At 39.1% G+C, this 19,559-nt stretch carries 18 protein-coding genes; 3 read left to right on the top strand and 15 right to left on the bottom strand.

The window, feature by feature from the left end; all coding sequences use genetic code 11:
* The first annotated feature begins 5 nt into the window (after positions 1-5).
* On the top strand, positions 6-1,736 hold the full coding sequence (locus BUC01_RS20980) for a glycosyl hydrolase family 18 protein (RefSeq protein ID WP_025835539.1): 1,731 nt from the start codon (positions 6-8) through the stop codon (positions 1,734-1,736).
* A 57-nt stretch (positions 1,737-1,793) separates the two neighbouring features.
* On the opposite strand, the gene BUC01_RS20975 is transcribed toward BUC01_RS20980, so the two are convergent.
* The 15 genes from BUC01_RS20975 to BUC01_RS20905 all read right to left on the bottom strand — a co-directional run bounded on the left by BUC01_RS20975 (position 1,794) and on the right by BUC01_RS20905 (position 16,820).
* Positions 1,794-2,876, bottom strand: coding sequence for a DUF1972 domain-containing protein (locus BUC01_RS20975; protein ID WP_025835541.1), 1,083 nt, complete (start codon positions 2,874-2,876; stop codon positions 1,794-1,796).
* 72 nt (positions 2,877-2,948) lie between these two features.
* Complete coding sequence (locus BUC01_RS20970) at positions 2,949-4,037, bottom strand: glycosyltransferase family 4 protein (RefSeq protein ID WP_073314760.1); 1,089 nt, start codon at positions 4,035-4,037, stop codon at positions 2,949-2,951.
* Positions 4,034-4,720, bottom strand: a complete 687-nt coding sequence (locus BUC01_RS20965; RefSeq protein ID WP_073314758.1) for an acyltransferase — start codon at positions 4,718-4,720, stop codon at positions 4,034-4,036. The genes BUC01_RS20970 and BUC01_RS20965 overlap by 4 nt, the downstream gene beginning before the upstream one ends.
* Entirely contained in the window at positions 4,701-5,852 is a 1,152-nt protein-coding gene (locus tag BUC01_RS20960; protein WP_034524700.1) for a hypothetical protein, read from the bottom strand. Before BUC01_RS20960 ends, BUC01_RS20965 begins: the two co-directional genes overlap by 20 nt.
* A complete protein-coding gene (locus tag BUC01_RS20955; protein ID WP_025834976.1) occupies positions 5,849-7,072 on the bottom strand; it encodes a glycosyltransferase family 4 protein in 1,224 nt (407 codons plus the stop codon). Before BUC01_RS20955 ends, BUC01_RS20960 begins: the two co-directional genes overlap by 4 nt.
* 35 nt (positions 7,073-7,107) lie before the next feature.
* On the bottom strand, positions 7,108-8,088 hold the full coding sequence (locus BUC01_RS26255) for an acyltransferase family protein (protein ID WP_073314756.1): 981 nt from the start codon (positions 8,086-8,088) through the stop codon (positions 7,108-7,110).
* A complete protein-coding gene (locus BUC01_RS20945; protein WP_073314755.1) occupies positions 8,085-9,200 on the bottom strand; it encodes a glycosyltransferase family 4 protein in 1,116 nt (371 codons plus the stop codon). The genes BUC01_RS26255 and BUC01_RS20945 overlap by 4 nt, the downstream gene beginning before the upstream one ends.
* Positions 9,201-9,295: 95 nt before the next feature.
* On the bottom strand, positions 9,296-10,666 hold the full coding sequence (locus BUC01_RS20940) for a nucleoside/nucleotide kinase family protein (protein ID WP_073314754.1): 1,371 nt from the start codon (positions 10,664-10,666) through the stop codon (positions 9,296-9,298).
* Positions 10,667-10,668: 2 nt separating this feature from the next.
* Positions 10,669-11,847, bottom strand: a complete 1,179-nt coding sequence (locus BUC01_RS20935) for a hypothetical protein (RefSeq protein ID WP_139261901.1) — start codon at positions 11,845-11,847, stop codon at positions 10,669-10,671.
* 5 nt (positions 11,848-11,852) lie between these two features.
* A complete protein-coding gene (locus tag BUC01_RS20930) occupies positions 11,853-12,674 on the bottom strand; it encodes a glycosyltransferase (protein WP_025834992.1) in 822 nt (273 codons plus the stop codon).
* Positions 12,671-14,113 (bottom strand): flippase, encoded by a 1,443-nt coding sequence (locus BUC01_RS20925; protein WP_073314751.1) that lies wholly within the window; start codon positions 14,111-14,113, stop codon positions 12,671-12,673. The genes BUC01_RS20930 and BUC01_RS20925 overlap by 4 nt, the downstream gene beginning before the upstream one ends.
* A 176-nt stretch (positions 14,114-14,289) precedes the next feature.
* Positions 14,290-15,057, bottom strand: a complete 768-nt coding sequence (locus BUC01_RS25960; protein ID WP_025834995.1) for an IS66 family transposase — start codon at positions 15,055-15,057, stop codon at positions 14,290-14,292.
* 42 nt (positions 15,058-15,099) lie between these two features.
* Positions 15,100-15,327 (bottom strand): hypothetical protein, encoded by a 228-nt coding sequence (locus BUC01_RS20915; RefSeq protein WP_025834996.1) that lies wholly within the window; start codon positions 15,325-15,327, stop codon positions 15,100-15,102.
* 428 nt (positions 15,328-15,755) lie between these two features.
* Positions 15,756-16,337: a dTDP-4-dehydrorhamnose 3,5-epimerase gene (gene rfbC / locus BUC01_RS20910; protein WP_025834997.1), complete on the bottom strand. Its 582-nt coding sequence runs from the start codon at positions 16,335-16,337 to the stop codon at positions 15,756-15,758.
* Between the two features lie 33 nt (positions 16,338-16,370).
* On the bottom strand, positions 16,371-16,820 hold the full coding sequence (locus tag BUC01_RS20905) for a hypothetical protein (protein ID WP_073314747.1): 450 nt from the start codon (positions 16,818-16,820) through the stop codon (positions 16,371-16,373).
* Between the two features lie 186 nt (positions 16,821-17,006).
* Here BUC01_RS20905 and BUC01_RS20900 point away from each other — a divergent pair, with 186 nt between their 5' ends.
* Both BUC01_RS20900 and BUC01_RS20895 read left to right on the top strand, forming a co-directional pair.
* Positions 17,007-17,597 (top strand): BT4734/BF3469 family protein, encoded by a 591-nt coding sequence (locus BUC01_RS20900; protein WP_073314745.1) that lies wholly within the window; start codon positions 17,007-17,009, stop codon positions 17,595-17,597.
* Positions 17,590-19,383 carry a DUF3987 domain-containing protein gene (locus tag BUC01_RS20895; protein ID WP_025834998.1) on the top strand — a complete coding sequence of 598 codons (1,794 nt, stop codon included), beginning with the start codon at positions 17,590-17,592 and terminating at the stop codon, positions 19,381-19,383. Before BUC01_RS20900 ends, BUC01_RS20895 begins: the two co-directional genes overlap by 8 nt.
* Positions 19,384-19,559 lie beyond the last annotated feature (176 nt).

The raw sequence follows: 19,559 nt of genomic DNA, 5'->3' as shown, positions 1-19,559 counted from the left end.
ATATTATGAAAAGAATGAGATTTATGATTTTGTCTGTACTGGCAGTATTGCTGTCGTGCAGTAGTAGTAAGGCAGGAGAGTTGCGTATGACTTCTTCGGATGCGAAGGTGATTGTGGCTTATGTGACTTCCTGGAGTAGTGTCATGCCCGATCCGCAATACATGACGCACATCAACTATGCGTTCGGTCATGTAAGCGAAACATTTGATGGAGTGGAAATTGCCAATGAGAGCCGCCTTCGGGAAGTTGTCGCTTTGAAAGCACAGAAACCGGGATTGAAAGTAATGCTTTCCATCGGCGGATGGGGAAGCGGGCGTTTCAGTGAAATGGCTGCCAATGATGAGTTCCGCCTGGCGTTTGCGAAAGATTGCAAGCGGGTGGTGAAAGAGTACGGTCTGGATGGCATTGATATCGACTGGGAATATCCTACCAGTAAGGCTGCCAACATTTCCGCTTCACCGGACGATACGAAAAACTTCACGTTGCTGATGCGGGATATACGGAAAGAGATAGGGAAGAAGAAGTTGTTGACTCTTGCCACTGTGGCTTCTGCCGAGTATATAGACTTCAAAGCCATTCTTCCTTATATAGATTTTGTCAATATCATGTCTTATGACATGGGGAATGCTCCTAAACATCATGCCGCCCTTTACCGTTCGGCGAATAGCGGTTGGATGACTGCCGATGCCGCGGTTGAAGCGCATCTCAAAGCAGGTGTTCCGGCTTCTAAGTTAACTATGGGAGTACCTTTCTATGGACGTGGCGGCGACCACTATCCTAATTTCCAGGATTACCGTAAGGTAGGTGGCACGACTGAATTTGAGAAACGTTGGGATGATACAGCCAAAGTGCCGTATCTGGCAAACAAGGATGGTGTGCTTGTTTTCGGTTATGAGAATCCCCGTTCATTGGCTATCAAGTGCCAGTATATCTTGGATAAGGGATTGCTTGGCGGTATGTATTGGGACTATGCGGGTGATAATCCCCAGGGCGATTTGCGTCGTACGATGTATGAGAGTCTGCTTGTCAATAAGAAGGGTCAGGCAGCTCCTTATCAGGTGTTGGTTCTGACCGAGCGCGGCGGACAGCATGGCGGGTTTACGGATGCCGGTATGCAATGGTTGGCTCGGGAGAGTGGAGCCATGAACTTTGAAATTACGGAAATAAATAATGCGAAACCGATTACAGAGGAATATCTCAATCGTTTCCATTTGATTATCCAGCTGGACTACCCGCCTTATACGTGGAGTGAAACGGCACAGGCTGCCTTTACCAAGTATATTGATGAGGGACGTGGCGGCTGGATCGGTTTCCATCATGCCACGTTGTTGGGAGAATTCGATGGTTATCCGATGTGGCAATGGTTCTCCGATTTTATGGGCGGTGTGCGCTTCAAGAATTATATTGCCCCGTTGGCTGATGGAGTGGTTATCACGGAAGATCCGGAACATCCGGTCATGAAGGATGTGCAGGGAACGTTCATTATCCCTGATGATGAGTGGTATACCTATGACAGAAGTCCGCGTCGCAATGTGCATGTATTGGCGCATGTGGACGAATATAGCTATACTCCTGCTTCTGACGTCAAGATGGGAGACCACCCTGTGGTATGGGTGAATGAGAACAAGAAAGCGCGCAATGTCTATTTCCAGATCGGGCACAGTAAGAAATTGTACGAAACGGAAGACTTTACGAAGATGTTCAGAAATGCAATCCGGTGGACATTGAAAAAATGATGAATGTATCTTTTTAAAAGCAATAATGGGGAAACTTTATTTCGGAAAGTTTCCCCATTATTTGTGGGATAAAATTAGCATTCTGTATTGCCGGGCTATAAAAGACCAGGTATAGCGTTTTGTTGCAATCTCCTGCATTTTGCATCCGTCCTTTGGTCTGCTATGCAGTAATTTCACCAATTCTTCACTTGTCTTGAAGTAATGAGCCTTGTTTTCCGTTGTCTCACGATTGTAAATCACGTCAAAAGCCAGAATCGGTTTACCGAAAAACATGGCTTCTACCAGTGAAGGGTTTGTCCCGCCTGCGCTATGCCCGTGGATATAGCATCTGCATTGATTACGTAGAGCATAGAGTACATCGAGGTCATACACAGAGTCCAGCATCTGTATATTCTGCCGATCCTGATATTCCTTTTTTAGTCGTCGGCTGTATTCACTCCGTTCCCAGTTTCCCACAAACACCAGGTTTTCTCCCGCAGTAGCAAAAGCTTTCAGAATCAGATGGCAGTTGTTTTCCGGTTCAATACGGCATACGCTGACGGCATAGCATCCGGAATCAATTCCATATCGCTTCAGAATTTCATTCTGCCTTTCTTCGGTGACGTCTCTTTGCGCATGGTCTCCTCCGTAGGCCACCAGCTCAGCTTTTTTCTGATATGTATTCCACACGTAGTCCTGTATGCCTTTATTATCTGCTATTATCACGTCCGCATGGTGTACGGCCATTGCTTCACTTGTCCGCAGAAACCATTTGGCAAATTTGCTCCATTTGGCCCTCCGGTGCTCCAGTCCGTCAATATTCACTATCAGATACTTGCGATACAATAATCTGAAAATTGGCAGGAAAATACAGCCCGACACACCTAATATGACTACGGCATCATAACCTCGCAGACATTTAAGCATCGACAGGATGTCATAAGGAGTGCTTTGTATCCCATTGGCATGGAATAGCGGAACATATTTCAGCCGTGCTCCTTTGTAGGATTTCATACGTGTGGCATAATCTTTGCCGCTACAAAAAACGGTATAACAGATTTCGGAACAACAATTATTACCGATAATGTTTTCCACCAGAGTCTCAAAGCCACCATATTTTGTAGGCACACCTTGGATGCCTACAATAGCTACTTGTGTCATAAATATAAAAAGATTGTCTATTAGAAGTTTCTTTCTTTAGTATGAAAAGAATTTTTTATGATTATCTTTGTTCTATTCTTTGTCCAGCATCGTTTCAATACGGTTTACCATCTCTACTTCACTGAACCTTTTGGAATATGAGAATGCATTTTTTGCTAATTCCATATAAAGTGTTTCATCAGATAAAATTGTTTTTATACATTCTGCTATTAGATTAAGATTCTGTACATCTATCTTATACCCATTCTCTCCGTCCGCCACCATTTCCGCTATTCCTCCTTCCGTGGGTACTATTACCGGCATCCCGGCGCTCATAGCCTCCAATGCCGTCAATCCGAATGTCTCTACGCACTGTTTCTTATTGGAGAGATTCAAAACGAGTGAAGCCTGATTGTAGAATGGTACGACGTCATTCTGTCGAGGATATATGGTCAGGTTTTTACATACGTTGATTTTGTGCTCTTCTATAAAGATATCGATATTTTCTTTTGTATCATTTATTACTAATACAAAAATGAACTGCGGTAGTCTTTGGGCTAATTCGATAAATTCCAACGGACTCTTATATAATTTCAATGAGCCGAGCATTAAAATCTGTTTTCGCTCAAAGGCTGTTTGAAGATTGGGAGTCAGTCTGTTCACGAAATTCTTAGGCAGAGCATTGGGTACAACCATTACACCTTTTTCCCGTTGCAGGAACGATGCCTGATATTCTGATACACAGATGATTTCATGTGCTAACTTTTGCATTAGAGCAGCTAAGGGCTTATAAAAAGCCCCTTTGATAAAAGCATTTTCATGGTAATGATATACAACGCGTTTGCCCATCATTCGACCTGTCAATGCTGAACCGACAGGTAACAAGGTGTTGATATAAAACACCGCATCTTTACAGAACAACCAACGAAAGGATAAAAAGAAAGTATAGAATTGCACATAGCAATAACGTAGCATTGTAATCACAGAATTGGCTGAAAACTTATAAGGATAAGAATGCTTGTGTAAATTTTCGTAGTGCAGCAGTTCGTCCAAAACTCCGCCTTTGGATGATACTAAATCCACTTGATAACCTTTCTTCAACAGCCCCTCCAATACCATTTTCAACACCTTCGGACTGCCGCTGTAATCGTTGAAAAGGTGAAAACAGACAATATGTTTCATATTCTTGTTTTTACTATTTTTGCAGGTACGCCGCCTATAATGGAATATGGCGGTATAATTCCGCGTACAACAGCACCAGCCGCTACTATACACCCATCGCCTAAATCTGTACCATCTAATATAGTGGCTTTGGCTCCAATCCAGCAACCCTTGCCAATCTTGATGCCTTTACGATTTACTCCCTGTAAACGTATAGGTATATCTCTTTGAGTGAAATTATGGTTTTCGGAATGTAGTGATACATAATTCCCAAAAATTGTATTATCTCCAATTTCAATTCCCCCGGCACAACCAAAAAATCCATGTGTGCCCAATCCCACATTGTTACCAACCGTCAATCCTTTTCCAAGAGATTTTAAAGAACCACTACACTCTATTGTGGTATTCTTGCCTATGGAAACATTGTTTCCAAAACAAATTCCTTTCACCGATAGCGCATCGATATAACAATTACGATCAATAGATAGATTACCATGCAAGGCTATTTTAGAAGAACACTTTATCTTAGAAGAATAATGTATAAACACACGTCCGAATCGATGCATTTTTATAGTTCCAGTAATAATCATAATAAAACGCATCCAGACTAATGCACATATATACCCTATTGGAACCTGTTCGTCCAAAGTGAAATTTTCTCCTTTTATCTTAGTTATTATAGTATTAATTATTTTTCGAAACATTTTCAAGAATGTGTTTTATAAGTGAAGCCCAAATTTCCATACATTCGTTTATGCGGTCATTAAGAATACCATTGTCCCGATTCAAATAGAATTCGAAAATTATCAATAAATATGATAGATAGAATAAATCTACATTATTTTGATTTAAAAAAAAATGTGACCGTAAGTCTTTATACTTCAAATATATTTGTTCTGCATTTGCGTGATTGTTGTAAAGCATTTCTTGTGTAAAGAAATGGAAGTAGTCATACCAAGGAGTATATGATTTCTTGAAATATTCCAAATCGAAAGCAAAGAATCCGTTTTGTACAATAAAACTATTCCATGGCGTAAGATCCCCATGGGAAGCGCAAAAATACTTGAACGAATCTCGGTTTTCATTTATCATGGAAATTCCGCTTTTCAATGTATCTTTCATATCCATGTCTTTTAGTAAATGGATATGTTGCTCCAAATTATTAATAGATTTTGAAAAATCACTATCATTAAACGGGATAGCAACTTTTGTCTTGGTGTTAGTCTGCTTTACGAAGTCAATTAACTTCTGATTTGTATATGTAGCTATTTTTACCTTTTTCTCACGGTTACGGTTAGTTGACTGTATAAAAGCCAATATAGATTGTCTAAAAGGCAGGTGATCACAAAATAAAGGAGTCGGGACATTTATTATGCCTTTAGAATGAAGATATGTTAAATTTTCATTTTCATCTTGAAACAACTTCTTGACATATTCGTTATCTGTCAATTTACAATATCCTAAAATATATTTGCCTTTGCTGATTAGTAACGTTGGTTTTTGATGATAACCCGGAGACCCACAAAAAACTCCAAAAGTACAGTGGTTGGTTTTGAAAATGTTTTCAATAATGTCTTGAAAATCTTTTGTAAATTGTAACCTTACAATTTTTGCATGTATAATATGTAATATTATAGGGAAATGCTTGATTATCTCAAATAAATATACTACAATTTTCCCTTGTATGGAAGAAGGCTGAAATAAAGACAGATGTACACTGCTATTCCGTAGTGGGATATACCACCGTTGTCCTACACTATTTTGCAACTCAACGTATTTGTCGCCTTTGTCCTTTTCACAAATAGTCCATAATGCAGAGTGTTCCACACTTTTCATCGACATTGTTTATCTAATTTTTCAAATAAATTTTCCATAAAATCTCCTTTCGCATCCCAATTGAAAATAGTACGGATGCGCTCACGGGCAGCACACCCTAAACGCTTGCGTAACTTAGGCGATTCGATAAGTTGAATTATTGCAGCAGCCATATCCTTTGGCATTTGTTTTGGATTTGTTACCGGCAAACGTATTGCGCAGCTATCATCGGTTGAAATTGCCATACCTGACCAATTAAGGCAAATTATAGGTAAACCTACTGTCATGGCTTCAAGCAATGTGAGATTACAAGCATCTTTCAACGATGGGGTAATGAATATATCCCCTTGTTTCAGTTGATTTAGAACATCCTGACGTGGCATGTGCTTTAGGAATGTAATCTTATGAGGACAGGTCTCTGCTAATTGTTTTACTTTTTCCAATTCTGGACCTTTTCCTACCATTACGCACTCGACATCATATTCTTTGGGTACGAGATTCAATGCTTGTACGATACAAATCACATTTTTCAATGCAATAAAACGAGAAGTTGAAACAATCCGAATGGTTTTATTTTTACAATATTCCGCTTTGTTTTCAAAAAAATCCGATTCAATAGCACCGTCAGTCAAGTAATCAATCTTATGTTGGAATTGTTTGGGAAAGAGCGCGGAGGTTTGTTCAGTACGACATAGTATAGCTTTGCTTCGATGTGCTTTATAGAGAAAAAATGGGTTAATATGTGCAGTCCCATTCATTAATATCCTTATAAATTCTATACAAAAGAAGTAGGGGGACATTTTTGTTAAAAATGAATGGGGAATACCTTCGCCACCTCCAATAGGTCCATATATGAAAGGTATATTAAAATATGGCAAGAATGTTGGAAGCCACACATTTCCAAAAGTTAGATGCATGGCATAATCGAATTTTATGTTTTTTTTCAACCGACGTATCACGCTGGTAATACCTAATTGCCACAAAAAATAGTAGAGATGCATACCACGTTCTTTGCGTTTATAGAAACGCATCCAACGGGGCGTGTCATAATAGTGAAATGTAATATTCTCAGCTATCTCAATAGGGTAATATGCCTCTATTTTCTCACGTAAATTACTTCGGGTGATAATGTGAACTTTATTCCGTTTTGCCATTTGCAGGGCAATGTTCCACCCAACCGCTGCTTCGCCTCCCTCAATGGGTTCGCAAGAATAGGCTGATACAAGAATTTTTTTATTCATTTATCTAAATTGATTGTTATATTTGGTAATAGTTGCTATCTATTCTGTATGGATAATGTTAGTTTTTGGCTCACGATTCCTAGAATAAGAGATAAAATCAAGGACAAAATCATGAAACACCAATCGTTTAATTCAAAAAAAGATAAGATACTAAAAGCAATTCCTTGGGTCAGATATATATCATAACTATATTGCTTTAGTAGTTTTATTACTTTTGAAAAACAAACATATATTGTCGAGAATATCCCTATAAAAGCCATAGTATAAAATGGTACAGCAACAAGCGCAAATCCGTGAAAAAGAGAAAGGTTATTGATATATGACAGGGATATACATCCCATTATCATTACCAAGAATAGTTTTACTCCCCCCCCCCCCCATTTGTTAATATATATTAATAATGTATTCTCATTTTCATAGTAAACTATTCCAAGCAAAAAAGCTATGTTACTAACGAAACTTGAACTATCCCAACCGAGTCTATAAAAAGACATTGTCAGCACAAGCAAAAAAATACAATAGACGATACAAAAGTGTATTTCGTTTTTGAGATGGCGACGAATAAGGAAGTATGAGAAATACAAGAAAAGGATTATAATTACGAACCATGAGTATGGTAGTATCAAGTTCCCATGAGAAATGGCAGTTTTGCATATATGCATGAAAGATTCCCACCCATTGCATGATAACAATGCATAAACGGTTAAGGGTAACATAATTGGAAGTAGTATTTTCTTTGTTTTATTCTTCAGGTATTCGATGTTCATTTGGTTATGTCGATATTTATATTGTAATCCATACCCACTTATAAAAAAGAATATTGCTACGATATATGGACCGCTCCAACGTATATCATCAAAAAACACACATTTTTTGAAAAATGCGCAATGACCAATGATTATCAAGAAAGGAAAAAGTGCTTTTAAAAAATCACATCTTTCTTTGGATAATACTAAAGTTTCTTTGTTCCTAAAAAGTAATAATAATGTGATTGTCAGAATGAAGAAGGTAATCATATGTAAACTTTCCTATATTCGTTGATTAATAATTCTACTGCCACTTTCCAATTAAATTGTTTCAGGTATAAATTTTTAGCATTTACGGATAGTTGTTCTCTGTCATCTAATCGGTCTATAGCAGTTCTAATGCCGCGGCTTAAATCAAAAGCTGTTGGTTCTACCATTATAAAAGCATTACTTTCATTAAAATAGGATATGTGTGAAGTTCGAGTGACTATCGTTGGCAAACCTAATGCTAATGCCTCCATTACAGAAATTCCAACAACATCAGAATAGGCAGGATGTATGTAAAAATCCAAATCTAAGAGAGTCTGTATTTTCTCTTCACCATATTTTCCTCCAAGAAATTTTACATTTTCTTCAATCTTCAGTTTCCTCGCTAATTTTTGGAGTTTTACCACACTATCTGTAATGGGACCAATCAAACATAATTCTATTTGTTCTTTCACTTTATTTGGTAATAAAGAAACAGCCTTGAGAAGATTATCGATATTTTTTTCTACAGACAGACGTCCCAAATAACCGAATTTGATTTTTTTTCTTTTTTTGTGTACCGTATAATGATATTTGTCATAGACATCAGGGTCTACACCATTAGTAACAACAAAAATATTGTCGTTTTTGCAGAAGTGATAAATATCAGTTGATTCTTCTCGAGTAAGTGCATGAATACCAGCAGCATGTTCATATAGTTTTTTCTGCCAAATTTTATGGTATAGAAGTTTGAGCAAATAATTTGATTGTTTTATACGATCTACGGCATATCCACAATGAGCCGTAATGATATAAGGCTTGCCTATTGTTTCGAGGTAACGTCCCAATCGTACATTTTTCATATTCCAAACTCCGTGTAGATGTACTACATCAATATTTTTAATAAGATCTTTTATATAAATGAAAGTTTTTGAATTGAATTTTTTAAAGCATTCAACTTCAAAGTTTTCTCGTTGTATTTTTTCATAAGGTGTTGTCATAACACTACTGATACCCACTACATATACTTCATGTCCAGCTCTACTTTGATATTTTGCAAGACCATGTATAACCTGATTTACGCCATTGGCTCTGTCTGGATTTGCTTTGCCTAAAATAAAATGTAAAATTTTCATTTAAATATACTTATTGATTGGAGCTACTTGGGTTTAATATAAGCTAACATCAAGTGATGTGAAAATCGCTCTGTATGGAAAACTATTGTAGTAACTTATATTGTAAAAAGGTATTTATCAAAGATTATATCTATTGCTTGTGCTGTCATCGTATCGACAGATTGACCAGCATCAATATAAACCACATTAGGACAAATTGATTCAATCTTTTTGAATTCATCTAGTTGACGTTTGATTTCATCTAATTCAAGCTCCTGCTTGCGCTTGTAAATCACGTTAGGCTCTGTATTTAATACAAATACAATTTGCGGCTGAATGACCATACGTGCGAATAATTTCCTTATCCAATATGGTAAACTGATTCGAGCACGTTTTGGATCTACAACAAAGTCAAAAATATAACGGTCAAAAATCGTGTATTTTTCAGCTTGTGCTTCCTTACGGAGCAAATAAGGAATACCCAGTATGTAATCTATCCAATAATAAGTCATTCGGATGAATGAAGATAGTATTCCAGCAGGCTTTGCTCGATGTGGTTTCGTAAAATCAGTATCCTGTTTCATTACTCCTGCTTTTTCACCCACAGCACCTAAGTTGGGTAAAATTAGTGGTCTAAAGTGATGGATACAAAAACGGCCCTCATCTGATACATAATATTTTCTCAACTCTGTTACAAGACTATTGATAAAAGTTGTTTTCCCGGTTCCGTCAGGAGCTTCTACCGCAATGAATCGCCAAAATTTCTTGGGGCACAGAATTACACGATAAATTTTTCCACAAAGAAATTTTGCTATTCCTCTAAATGTATAAAAGGGTCGTTTAAAAAAGATTCTTTTCATCGCACTTTTCTCATACTTCTGTGCGTTTTTAACAATTGAGTCAAAATCTGAATTGTTTAAACAATATACCATTTTTTTACCAAGACTATTACCCCAAAAAATAATAATTTCTTTATCTATTTCGTTTTTGAACTGACTATAGTTTTTAGCGATAGTAGTGCGATACTTACCTTTCAGACTCTTATATGCTACTATGTTCTGAACTAGTAGCATTATAGTATCCATTTTTTTGTTGAGAACATAAAAACCGTTATACTTTTCTACGTTCCTGTATAACCTTTCAAACGAGAAAAATTCAAATCCTTTATAGACTTCATTTTCAATAATGTCTATATGAATGCCAAAGTGTTTTTTATTATCCATTATATACCAGCAACGCATACGGTCGAATTGTGTTATTTGATAATAATGAATATCTAACATAGTCATCACTTTCAACAAAATATGTTTTGTTTGGATATATGATTTTGGCTCAATTACAATATCAATATCCTTACCCAAATTTTGTTCAGGTAATTTCTCGTAATTTCGAAGAATGAAATAACGAATGCCTCCATTCTCCAATTCACGTAACAATGTAGAAGTAAATTCTATATGTAGGTTTGTCCATTTATGAATCAATTCCATCTTTAACGAATATATTTATATGTGTATAATATTGTCAATGTCATCCATACAATTTGATTATTGAATCCCCCATAGGAGAAAAGTATTAAGAACCATATAAGTAATGAAACAAAATTTCCTGGTATGTAGCAAATTTTCAATGAAAACAGCCACCAAATAATTGCAATAATAACTCCGTAATTTATCCATAAAAAGAAGGCTCCTGATTGTCCTTTTGTAAATCCAGGCAGTGGTTTTATGATTTTTTGGTCTGCATCAATTCCATAACCAAATAAATCCGATTTTGAAGTTACTCCTAAAATTTTTGCCGCTTGAATTGTAGGGACAATTCTACTTCCTCCACTTCCATCTGCACTTAGAATCTTGTCTTCATCTAATGTCAGGGTGGCTGTAATAATTTTCTTTGCGCGTAATACAGATTTATTCTCTGATATATAAAATATTGCTATAAAAACGGAAATACATACTGCAATTGTAGGCAATATTTTTTGGGGATTGATAAATTTGGCGAAAACTATCCACATGAAAATAAATGCAGTTGCACTTCCCATCGTGCAGACACACCATAAAAATGATAGCCAAACCAATTTTGAATTTTTAAAACTTTCTTTTATGGACAGTTTTTCTTCCATCTTTTGTTGCTCTTCACAACAGACGAATAGATACATCAATACCGGAATAATTCGTGCAGAATGAGAAGGTTCACTCATTAGGGTATTTAGTTTCCAAGGTTCTTTTAGGGAATAGTTACTCAGATTAAAGATTGGAAGTCCTGTTAAAACACAAAATTGTTGTATTATTAGAACTATACAATAAGCATAAATCAGTAACTTTAATATTTTTAGTAAATCATCATTGCTATAGGTACTGTCAAATAACACTCGTATAAAAGCCATGAAATACAAGCAAAACATACACGAATAAAGCACTGTACTCCATCTCATTGTTTCAGGATGTCCTAATAGAGGAAATATGATCATAAAAAGGCAAAGTGAAACAAGTGTCAAATCAATTTTAGATAAGCGAGTAGGATTAATTATAAAAACAAATGGAATCAATATAGCCATCGTTCCTATCAGGAATAAATTCTTATTGTCATCAGTAAGTGCAAAAGCTGGTGATACAGATAATGTTATAATGATAAAATTGACGAGTTTATTGTTAATTTTCAATTTATTCATGGCGATCAATAGAACATATATTGAAGACGTTTTGAAAATAGTAAAAATTTCAGTTTTAATCCTCTATATCCACTGTAATTCCGTAAATAATAAATTCTTGATTGGAACAAAATACGCATTCTTGGACTAGACGGACCTTTTTGACTTTCTATATGTTGATGAATTGCAGTTGAATTGGCCATATAAAATATTCTTTTATTGTTGAGTTTTACCTGTTTCGCAAGGATAGATTCTTCGCTATATAAGAATACTGACTCATCGAAAAATACTATATTTTTTACAAAGTCCATCCGAAGCAGTAAGCAACAACCGCTAACTTTTTCACAATATCCCGATTGAGTATAATCACAGAGATACCATTTCTTTGATTTTTTATTTCGAAGAATCTCCATAAACCAAAATAACTCTTCATTGTAAGTCGCTTCCCTTTGAGGATTTTGATGTCTGCCATCCGGATTAACAATATCACTTGCGCAAACAGCGATGGTATTGTCTTGCTCCATTTTAGCGACTAACTTCTCAATGTAATCTTCCTGTGGGAACTCCATATCGGGATTGGCTATTAAGGCGTATTTATACCCTTTCTTCGCAGCATATTGCAGCCCAATGTTATTTCCTGCATTGTAACCTCGATTCTCGACAGCTTGAATAAAGGTACAACCTTGCTCTTGGCACAGCAACTTGACTTTCAAACAATCATCATGTTCTGAGCAATTATCTACTATAATAATTTCCAAATCGATTCCTTTCTGACGTTTCAAAAAAGAAACACACTTGCGACAGTCAGTTGAAGAATTATAATTGAGTAATATTATCGATACAATCATTTTCTAATAAATTTGCCTCCTAAAGATTTAATAACGGATATATAGATGTTATTCTTAACTAAGTATGATAATGCAAAATGGCTATACACCAAAGTAGAGATAAAGCCTAATGAAAAACCTATCCAACATTGTTCTATATTTTTTGATATAAGATAATAAATTAACAACATTGGTATAAAGGAAAATAGATGCTTTGCCATATTTGCAAAAAAAGTAATATCATGATATTTCTGTTTTACAAAGTAAAAAGCGGTAGTCATTACTGCTAATTCACTGACAAACCAAACAATTGAAGAACCGATGCTTTCAAGTTTGGAAACGAGCAACACATTTAATAAGATGCTACATACCGCCCCAATAATTGAGTTGATGAACACTTGTTTGTCAGAGCGACTTGGCATCAGAATCTGTACGATAAGTATCTGTTCCAATCCAACGATTAACATCAATGGCATCACTATCCTCATGGGTAGAATAGCCCCCTCATAACCATTTCCCGCGACTAAGTAAACTAATTCGTTTGCATAAAATTCAGAAAAGAAGATACAAGGAAACACGAATGCAAAAAGTAAATTGAAAGAACTTTGTAATAGCCGCTTGATATCCTCTTGTTGTTCAGACTGCATTAACGAACTGATGCGTGGCATCATCACAAGAGTAAATGAAGAATATAGAGCCAGTATTATATTTTCTATTTTGGTAGCAGTGGTATAAAATCCGACTTGTGTATCACCACATACCATTCCCAAATAAACGGTATTAAAAGTCGTATATAATGAAGTAAGAATTGCTTGAGAACCCAAAAAAAACAATGGCTTTACATAAGGTCGAATTAATGATATAGGTTGAATTAAAAAAATGACAAACCGTTTTCCATGACTCCAATTTATAATACCATTGGCGATAATCATTGCGGAATATATCAAGAAGTATATCGTGTAATCATCACTGTTACGAACAAATACGAATATTGATATAACATAAATCAAACGAACGAATAATGTTCTTATCGTGATATACTTAAACTCTTCCAAACCACGAAAAAGCCATTCTACGGCAAATGTTCCAAAAAAGATTTGCGTTGCGCCTATATAAAGTAATTTCTTATACTGGTTGAAATTGGGAATTGTTTCTATCAATAGGAAATAAATGGCTAATACGATTGCTGTGAATATGGCATTTAGGGTAAATAATTGGGAAAAAGTTTGATTTAAATTAAGTTTATCTCCATTACATTTTGCAATTTCCCTAACGCCAAGGGTTGTGATACCTAACATACTGAAGAGACAAAAATATTGTACGACACTTTGTATATAATTACAGATACCAATATTCGTTACTCCAAGTACACGTGCCACATATGGGTATGTGATAAATTGGAATATATACAGCGAAGTGGTTAGAAAACTGCTATAAAGAAAGTTTTTTTTGATTCCCATTTTTAGCGTCCAATTTTGACGTGTCCCATAGGGAAAGCCGCATTTAAGCGGTTTCCTTGTAAATTATGTCAAAAGTTAAATTGTTTTTTAATGTTTATTATTGGTTATTCCGATGGTTATCGACAATAAATTTTCATAATCGGTGCGATCGAGCACTATCTGTTTGAAGAATTCCTTCAAATATTGCAATACAAGGACACCCTGCATTTGCAGGCCAATATGATAGTATGGTATGCATCTGATATACCGGCCATCTTTCCGCTTCCGAAAGACAACGAGTTCTTACGTTCGCCTGCTAAAAGACGTATGAAACGTTCGGCAATGGAATTGTCGATTGTATATGGACTGTCATGTGTATATGCAAACAGCTGTGTCCAGAAAGTATTTAGATACCGGAGCGCCTTTTCCATCAGTTCACCGCGTGGAGGATGCCCCTCACTCAACCATGCGTTAAGTTTACTGCGCAGACGGATTATGATTTCCTTTGTCTTTAGATTGTTCCGACAGTTCTTTATCTGTTCCGGTGAAGGCCGCCCATGCTCATATTTTGCCTCCAACACATAAAGTTCGCCTATGCAATGGAAGAAGGCGGTATCAATCTCACCGCCCCATTCCAGGGCATATTTAAACTTTGCTCTTGCATGTGCCATGCAACAAACATGTTTGATGTCTATCAGATTGTTATCAAGATGCATATATACGTTATATCCATCTGACTGTAGCGCTTTTATTGCATGGTCACCGAGTATATGACGTAATACCCCACTACCTCTGGAATCATCCTCGTAACAATATGTGACAATCCTCTCAGACTTGTTGACAAGACACCATATATATCTTTTCCTGTAAGCGGCTTTAACTTTCACCCTACACCAAGTCTCATCACAATTAATGATAGCGTCTTTTTCAAGGCAACATTCTTTCAAGATACTTATATAAGCCATAAAGGTACTCGATGCGTGAGTACCGGGTATGACATCCATAATTTACGATCCGCCATCAAGAGGGAAGTAACCATCACGGATGATTCCGTCAGCTGTCTTGTAGCGGATTACCTCATAATCATGCCCTATTATACTGCTTATCTGCTCGTAGGAATACCGACGCATACGTTTTATTGTAATGGAGTCTTCTGGTAATTTTGTAATACCACATTCATGGCAGATTGGCTTGTCGGCTGTCATGGTGCGGTATTCTTTGCCTTGTCCATACAAACGGACTTCCTTCTATAAGGTAACTTGTTTCTAAAGCAAAAGTTCTGGAGGGATTCGCCTGCTGGTACGGCTTTTGCTTTGTAGCGAATAAAAAATCTTTTAAAGTCTGAGTTGTTGTACATGATTCAATCGTTTTGGTTACAGCAGCAAATTTATTCATTCTGCAGAGAAGCTCATATACGTCTTTTGGGAACACTAACCGGATTTAAGATACATCTAATGATAACCGTTTTGTTGCAATGTTTAGTATGTAATGGTTTAATATGATAAATAGCATTGCTATACATCATCACCCGTCCCTGCCATGCCGGAACAATAATGGTTTAATATGATAAATAGCATTGCTATACATCGCAAGCATTCAATATTAGATGCTCTTTTTATGTTATCCAACAGATTGTTGGCTCCTGTTATAGGTATATTCATGATTATTCAAATTCAGGATAAAGCCCCATCCCATACCCAAACGGACTCTCAAACTCCCTCAGCAACGGATGCTTCTTATCTTTCTCACTCAGTATCGCCTTATCAACCGGTATCTTCCAGTCTATCCCTATACTTTCATCCAAGATACTGATTCCGCCGTCAGCTTGCGGAGCATAATAATTATCACACTTATATTGAAATACAGCCACCTCGCTCAGTACGGCAAAACCGTGGGCAAAACCTCTGGGAATAAAGAACTGAAGATGATTGCCTTCCGACAATTCTACCGCTACATACTCACCGTATGTAGGCGAACCTTTACGGATGTCAACCGCCACATCAAGTACACTGCCTTTTACGCAACGCACCAATTTACTTTGTGCAAAAGGTGGCTTCTGAAAATGAAGTCCACGCATCACTCCGTATGATGACATACTCTCATTATCCTGCACGAAATTTACTTTGCGCACTTTCTCTTCGAATTCCCGTTGGGAAAAAGACTCGAAGAAGTAGCCGCGTGAGTCTTTGAGAAGGTGTGGCTCAATGATGGCCAAACCCTCTACGTTTGTCTGAATAACTTTCATGTTTTACTACAATTTATATTTTCTCTTCTTCCTCTATTTTCTTTCCCTTCCCCTCGTCATCAGCATATTATTAATCTGTTGCCTCACATTATCCACCTTTGCCCCCGACGTCAGTCGGGAGGCAAAAGGGAGAAGCACCTCGATGAAAGTACCTTTCACCACCGTATTCTTGTCCACACGGGGCTCGCCGAGCATGATGCTTACCACGTTGGCCAGATCGTGGGCGGTGGTACATTCACCTAAAAGTCGGGTGTACTCATGCACTTTCTTCACGTCGGGCACATAGGTGAAAAGATGGCACTCGGCATCGTTCAGGCTTTCGACGCCCGCGGTTGCTTCGGGACGGATGGCGACCTCGGCAAACTGATCGCCGTAAAAGTTCTGAACGGCGGTAGTACCCGCGGGGACTATCATGTTCGTACCGCCGAATATTTTTATCTCTATTTCCGGTTTGTCGTTCATATTTATAATATCTCTCTCCATTTTTTTTCTTCTATTCTTAGGCCGTTTAAACTATTTTCAATAAATTATCAACAAGCACTCAATGGCTATAAATGGTTTGTAAACGCATATGTGAGAATTAGTAGGGACGGAATAAACGCTATACCTTTGTTGATATAAATCCAATAGATGTAAAATTATAGTTTTAATTAAATCAGAATTAGTGTTATGAAAGAATCTATCATGTCTTTTTTTAATGCTCCCGTCACCAACAAAGTGCCTGCCGGAGTGTGCAGCGTAGCGGGGCTTCATTCCTATATCTCCTCCGATTCCCATTTGAAGGAACTGACGCAAAGGGTAAGGGCCGATACGGAAAATGATAAAGCCTTCCGCGGAAAAAAACAAACATTGTTGCCATACGTCACGCCTGCCGGAATTTTTTCATACTGTCGGGAGCAATGTATCGTACTACCCTCAGGGCTATTTGTGATAGACATCGACCACCTTGCTTCCACCGAAGAAGCCACAGCGTGGCGCGACCGTCTCTTTGCCGATGAAGTACTGCAACCTGACCTCGCCTTTGTAAGTCCCGGAGCCAAAGGTGTAAAACTCTTTGTGCCTTACCGCCTAAGCCTCACGCAGACGCTGGAACAATCGTTCGACAATGCTCTGCACACCGCCTGGGATTATCTGGAGTGGAAACACGGGCTGAAAGCCGACACCGCCAACGCCGATATGTCGAGAGCGTGCTTCCTGGTGCATGATGCGGATTGCAGATGCAAATTGCAAATTAAAAATTACAAATCATCCCATGAGTGAAATTGATATTATCGAACAATTGACCGTTGCTGTCGAACAGGCAAGAGTTGATATTGCCCCCACTTATCAGGAATATATGCCGCTGGCTTTCGCTGTGGCTAACAGTTGCGGTGAAGCGGGGCGGAGTTTTTTCCACCGCCTTTGCAGCTTGTCCGCTAAATACCGGCAGGACGAGGCTGATAAGCTCTACGACCACGCTCTGCTGAACGGGCGGGGAGGCAATTCCCTGGGAACAGTGTTCCATTTGGTTCAACTGGCAGGGGTGCGCCTCGACAAGAAACTTGCAAACTTGCAAAACTTGCAGCCCCCTCACACCCACACACGTGCGCGTGAGCTAAAAGAAAGCGGTTCCGTCTCCCTGCCTTGTTTCCCGGACTACCAGTGGCCGCTATTCCTCCAGCAGGTGATAGATTGTGGCGACACGCCCGCCCAAAGGGACATCCTGCTGCTGGGAGCCGTCACTGTGTTGGGGGCCACCATTAACAAGTTGCTGACTTTCACTTACGGACGTAAGAATAAATATCCGTGCCTGCAAACTTTCATCATCGCTCTGCCCGCTTCCGGAAAAGGGGTGCTGACGTGGGTGCGTCGGCTGGCCGAACCCAAACACGACTCGCTGATGGACTCGTACTTCGAAAAGATGAAAGCCTATCGCCGCGAGAAAGCGAAATGGGACGTGATGGGCAAGGAGAAGGCGAATACGCCCGAACCCGAACAGCCTGGCATGAAAATGTTTCTCATCGCGGGCGACAACTCCGGAGCCGGTATGCTGGAGAATCTGATGGATGCTGATGGTGCCGGGCTGATATGCGAGACGGAAGCCGACACCGTGAGCGCAGCCATCGGCGCGGACTACGGTCACTGGAGCGATACATTGCGCAAGAGTTTCGACCATGAGAGGCTGGCCTACAACCGCCGCACCAACCATGAATATCGGGAGTGTAAAGAATCCTATCTCAGTGTACTGATCAGTGGCACGCCCGGTCAGGTGAAGCCGCTCATCCCGTCGGCGGAGAACGGGCTATTCTCACGCCAAGTGTTCTACTATATGCCTCCCATCAATGAGTGGGTGGACCAGTTCGATCGTTCCGGACACGACTACGACTCTATGTTCACCACCTGGGGTGAACGTTGGAAGCGATTGCTCGATGCCCTGACAGGCGCTGTAAGCAGCATAAACCTAAGACTCACCCAGGCACAGAAAGACGAGTTCAACGTTCACCTCTCACGTGTGTTCAGCCGTGCGGGGGTGGTTCATGGCGATCATATGAAAAGCGCGGTGGCACGTATCGCCATCAACATCTGCCGCATCACCAGTGTCGTGGCACTGATGCGTTCGCTCGATGCCTTGCTGATGGCGGCGGACGACGTCAGCCGGACTGCCGGGGAAAAAACGGACTACGACCTGGTCTGGGCACTGATGTCGTGTCCCGGCCTGTCTCCCTCGCCCCATATTGCACGCGAGAATGTGCAAGACGGAGTGGTGTCGCGGTTCGATCTCACCGTCAGCAACGATGACTTCCACGCTGTACTGGCACTCACGGAGCCTCTATACCTGCACTCGTGCCATATACTTTCGTTCCTTCCGGCAGTCGAAACCATGCAGCAGAAGCTACCGCAGGACGCATTTCTTGATTTGCTGCCGCTCAGTTTCACCCGCAGCCAGGCCCTTCAGGTGGGCGAACGGTGCGGGATATCTCCCGGCACGCTCGACTCGCTGCTGAAACGCATGGTTGACAAAAGGCAACTGACGAAAACCGGCAGGGGAGAGTACAGGTTTAATTGAGAAATCGTTGGGTATGAAAAACGATTTCTCCCGCGCGTACGTATGTACGTGTGTGTGGGTGTGAGAGCCACTGCAAGTTTGCAAGTTTTGCCACATTTGTCAAGCCCTTGATTTTTTTTCCAACTGGGAAAAAATATTTTTCCAATAGGGTAGTGATTTCGTGGCTTTCGTACTCC

Source organism: Bacteroides stercorirosoris (assembly GCF_900142015.1).
Classification (GTDB): domain Bacteria; phylum Bacteroidota; class Bacteroidia; order Bacteroidales; family Bacteroidaceae; genus Bacteroides; species Bacteroides stercorirosoris.
This window is presented reverse-complemented; position numbering and strand designations above follow the sequence as displayed.

Coding starts and splice junctions, on each gene's coding strand:
- BUC01_RS20955 (WP_025834976.1), bottom strand. CDS start 7,072: ATGAATAAAAAAATTCTTGTATCAGCCTATTCTTGCGAACCCATTGAG.
- BUC01_RS25960 (WP_025834995.1), bottom strand. CDS start 15,057: ATGGCTTATATAAGTATCTTGAAAGAATGTTGCCTTGAAAAAGACGCT.
- BUC01_RS20895 (WP_025834998.1), top strand. CDS start 17,590: ATGAGTGAAATTGATATTATCGAACAATTGACCGTTGCTGTCGAACAG.
- BUC01_RS20930 (WP_025834992.1), bottom strand. CDS start 12,674: ATGATTGTATCGATAATATTACTCAATTATAATTCTTCAACTGACTGT.
- BUC01_RS20905 (WP_073314747.1), bottom strand. CDS start 16,820: ATGGAGAGAGATATTATAAATATGAACGACAAACCGGAAATAGAGATA.
- BUC01_RS20940 (WP_073314754.1), bottom strand. CDS start 10,666: ATGGAATTGATTCATAAATGGACAAACCTACATATAGAATTTACTTCT.
- BUC01_RS20980 (WP_025835539.1), top strand. CDS start 6: ATGAAAAGAATGAGATTTATGATTTTGTCTGTACTGGCAGTATTGCTG.
- BUC01_RS20945 (WP_073314755.1), bottom strand. CDS start 9,200: ATGAAAATTTTACATTTTATTTTAGGCAAAGCAAATCCAGACAGAGCC.
- rfbC (WP_025834997.1), bottom strand. CDS start 16,337: ATGAAAGTTATTCAGACAAACGTAGAGGGTTTGGCCATCATTGAGCCA.
- BUC01_RS20935 (WP_139261901.1), bottom strand. CDS start 11,847: ATGAATAAATTGAAAATTAACAATAAACTCGTCAATTTTATCATTATA.
- BUC01_RS20925 (WP_073314751.1), bottom strand. CDS start 14,113: ATGGGAATCAAAAAAAACTTTCTTTATAGCAGTTTTCTAACCACTTCG.
- BUC01_RS20900 (WP_073314745.1), top strand. CDS start 17,007: ATGAAAGAATCTATCATGTCTTTTTTTAATGCTCCCGTCACCAACAAA.
- BUC01_RS26255 (WP_073314756.1), bottom strand. CDS start 8,088: ATGATTACCTTCTTCATTCTGACAATCACATTATTATTACTTTTTAGG.
- BUC01_RS20975 (WP_025835541.1), bottom strand. CDS start 2,876: ATGACACAAGTAGCTATTGTAGGCATCCAAGGTGTGCCTACAAAATAT.
- BUC01_RS20970 (WP_073314760.1), bottom strand. CDS start 4,037: ATGAAACATATTGTCTGTTTTCACCTTTTCAACGATTACAGCGGCAGT.
- BUC01_RS20960 (WP_034524700.1), bottom strand. CDS start 5,852: ATGAAAAGTGTGGAACACTCTGCATTATGGACTATTTGTGAAAAGGAC.
- BUC01_RS20965 (WP_073314758.1), bottom strand. CDS start 4,720: ATGTTTCGAAAAATAATTAATACTATAATAACTAAGATAAAAGGAGAA.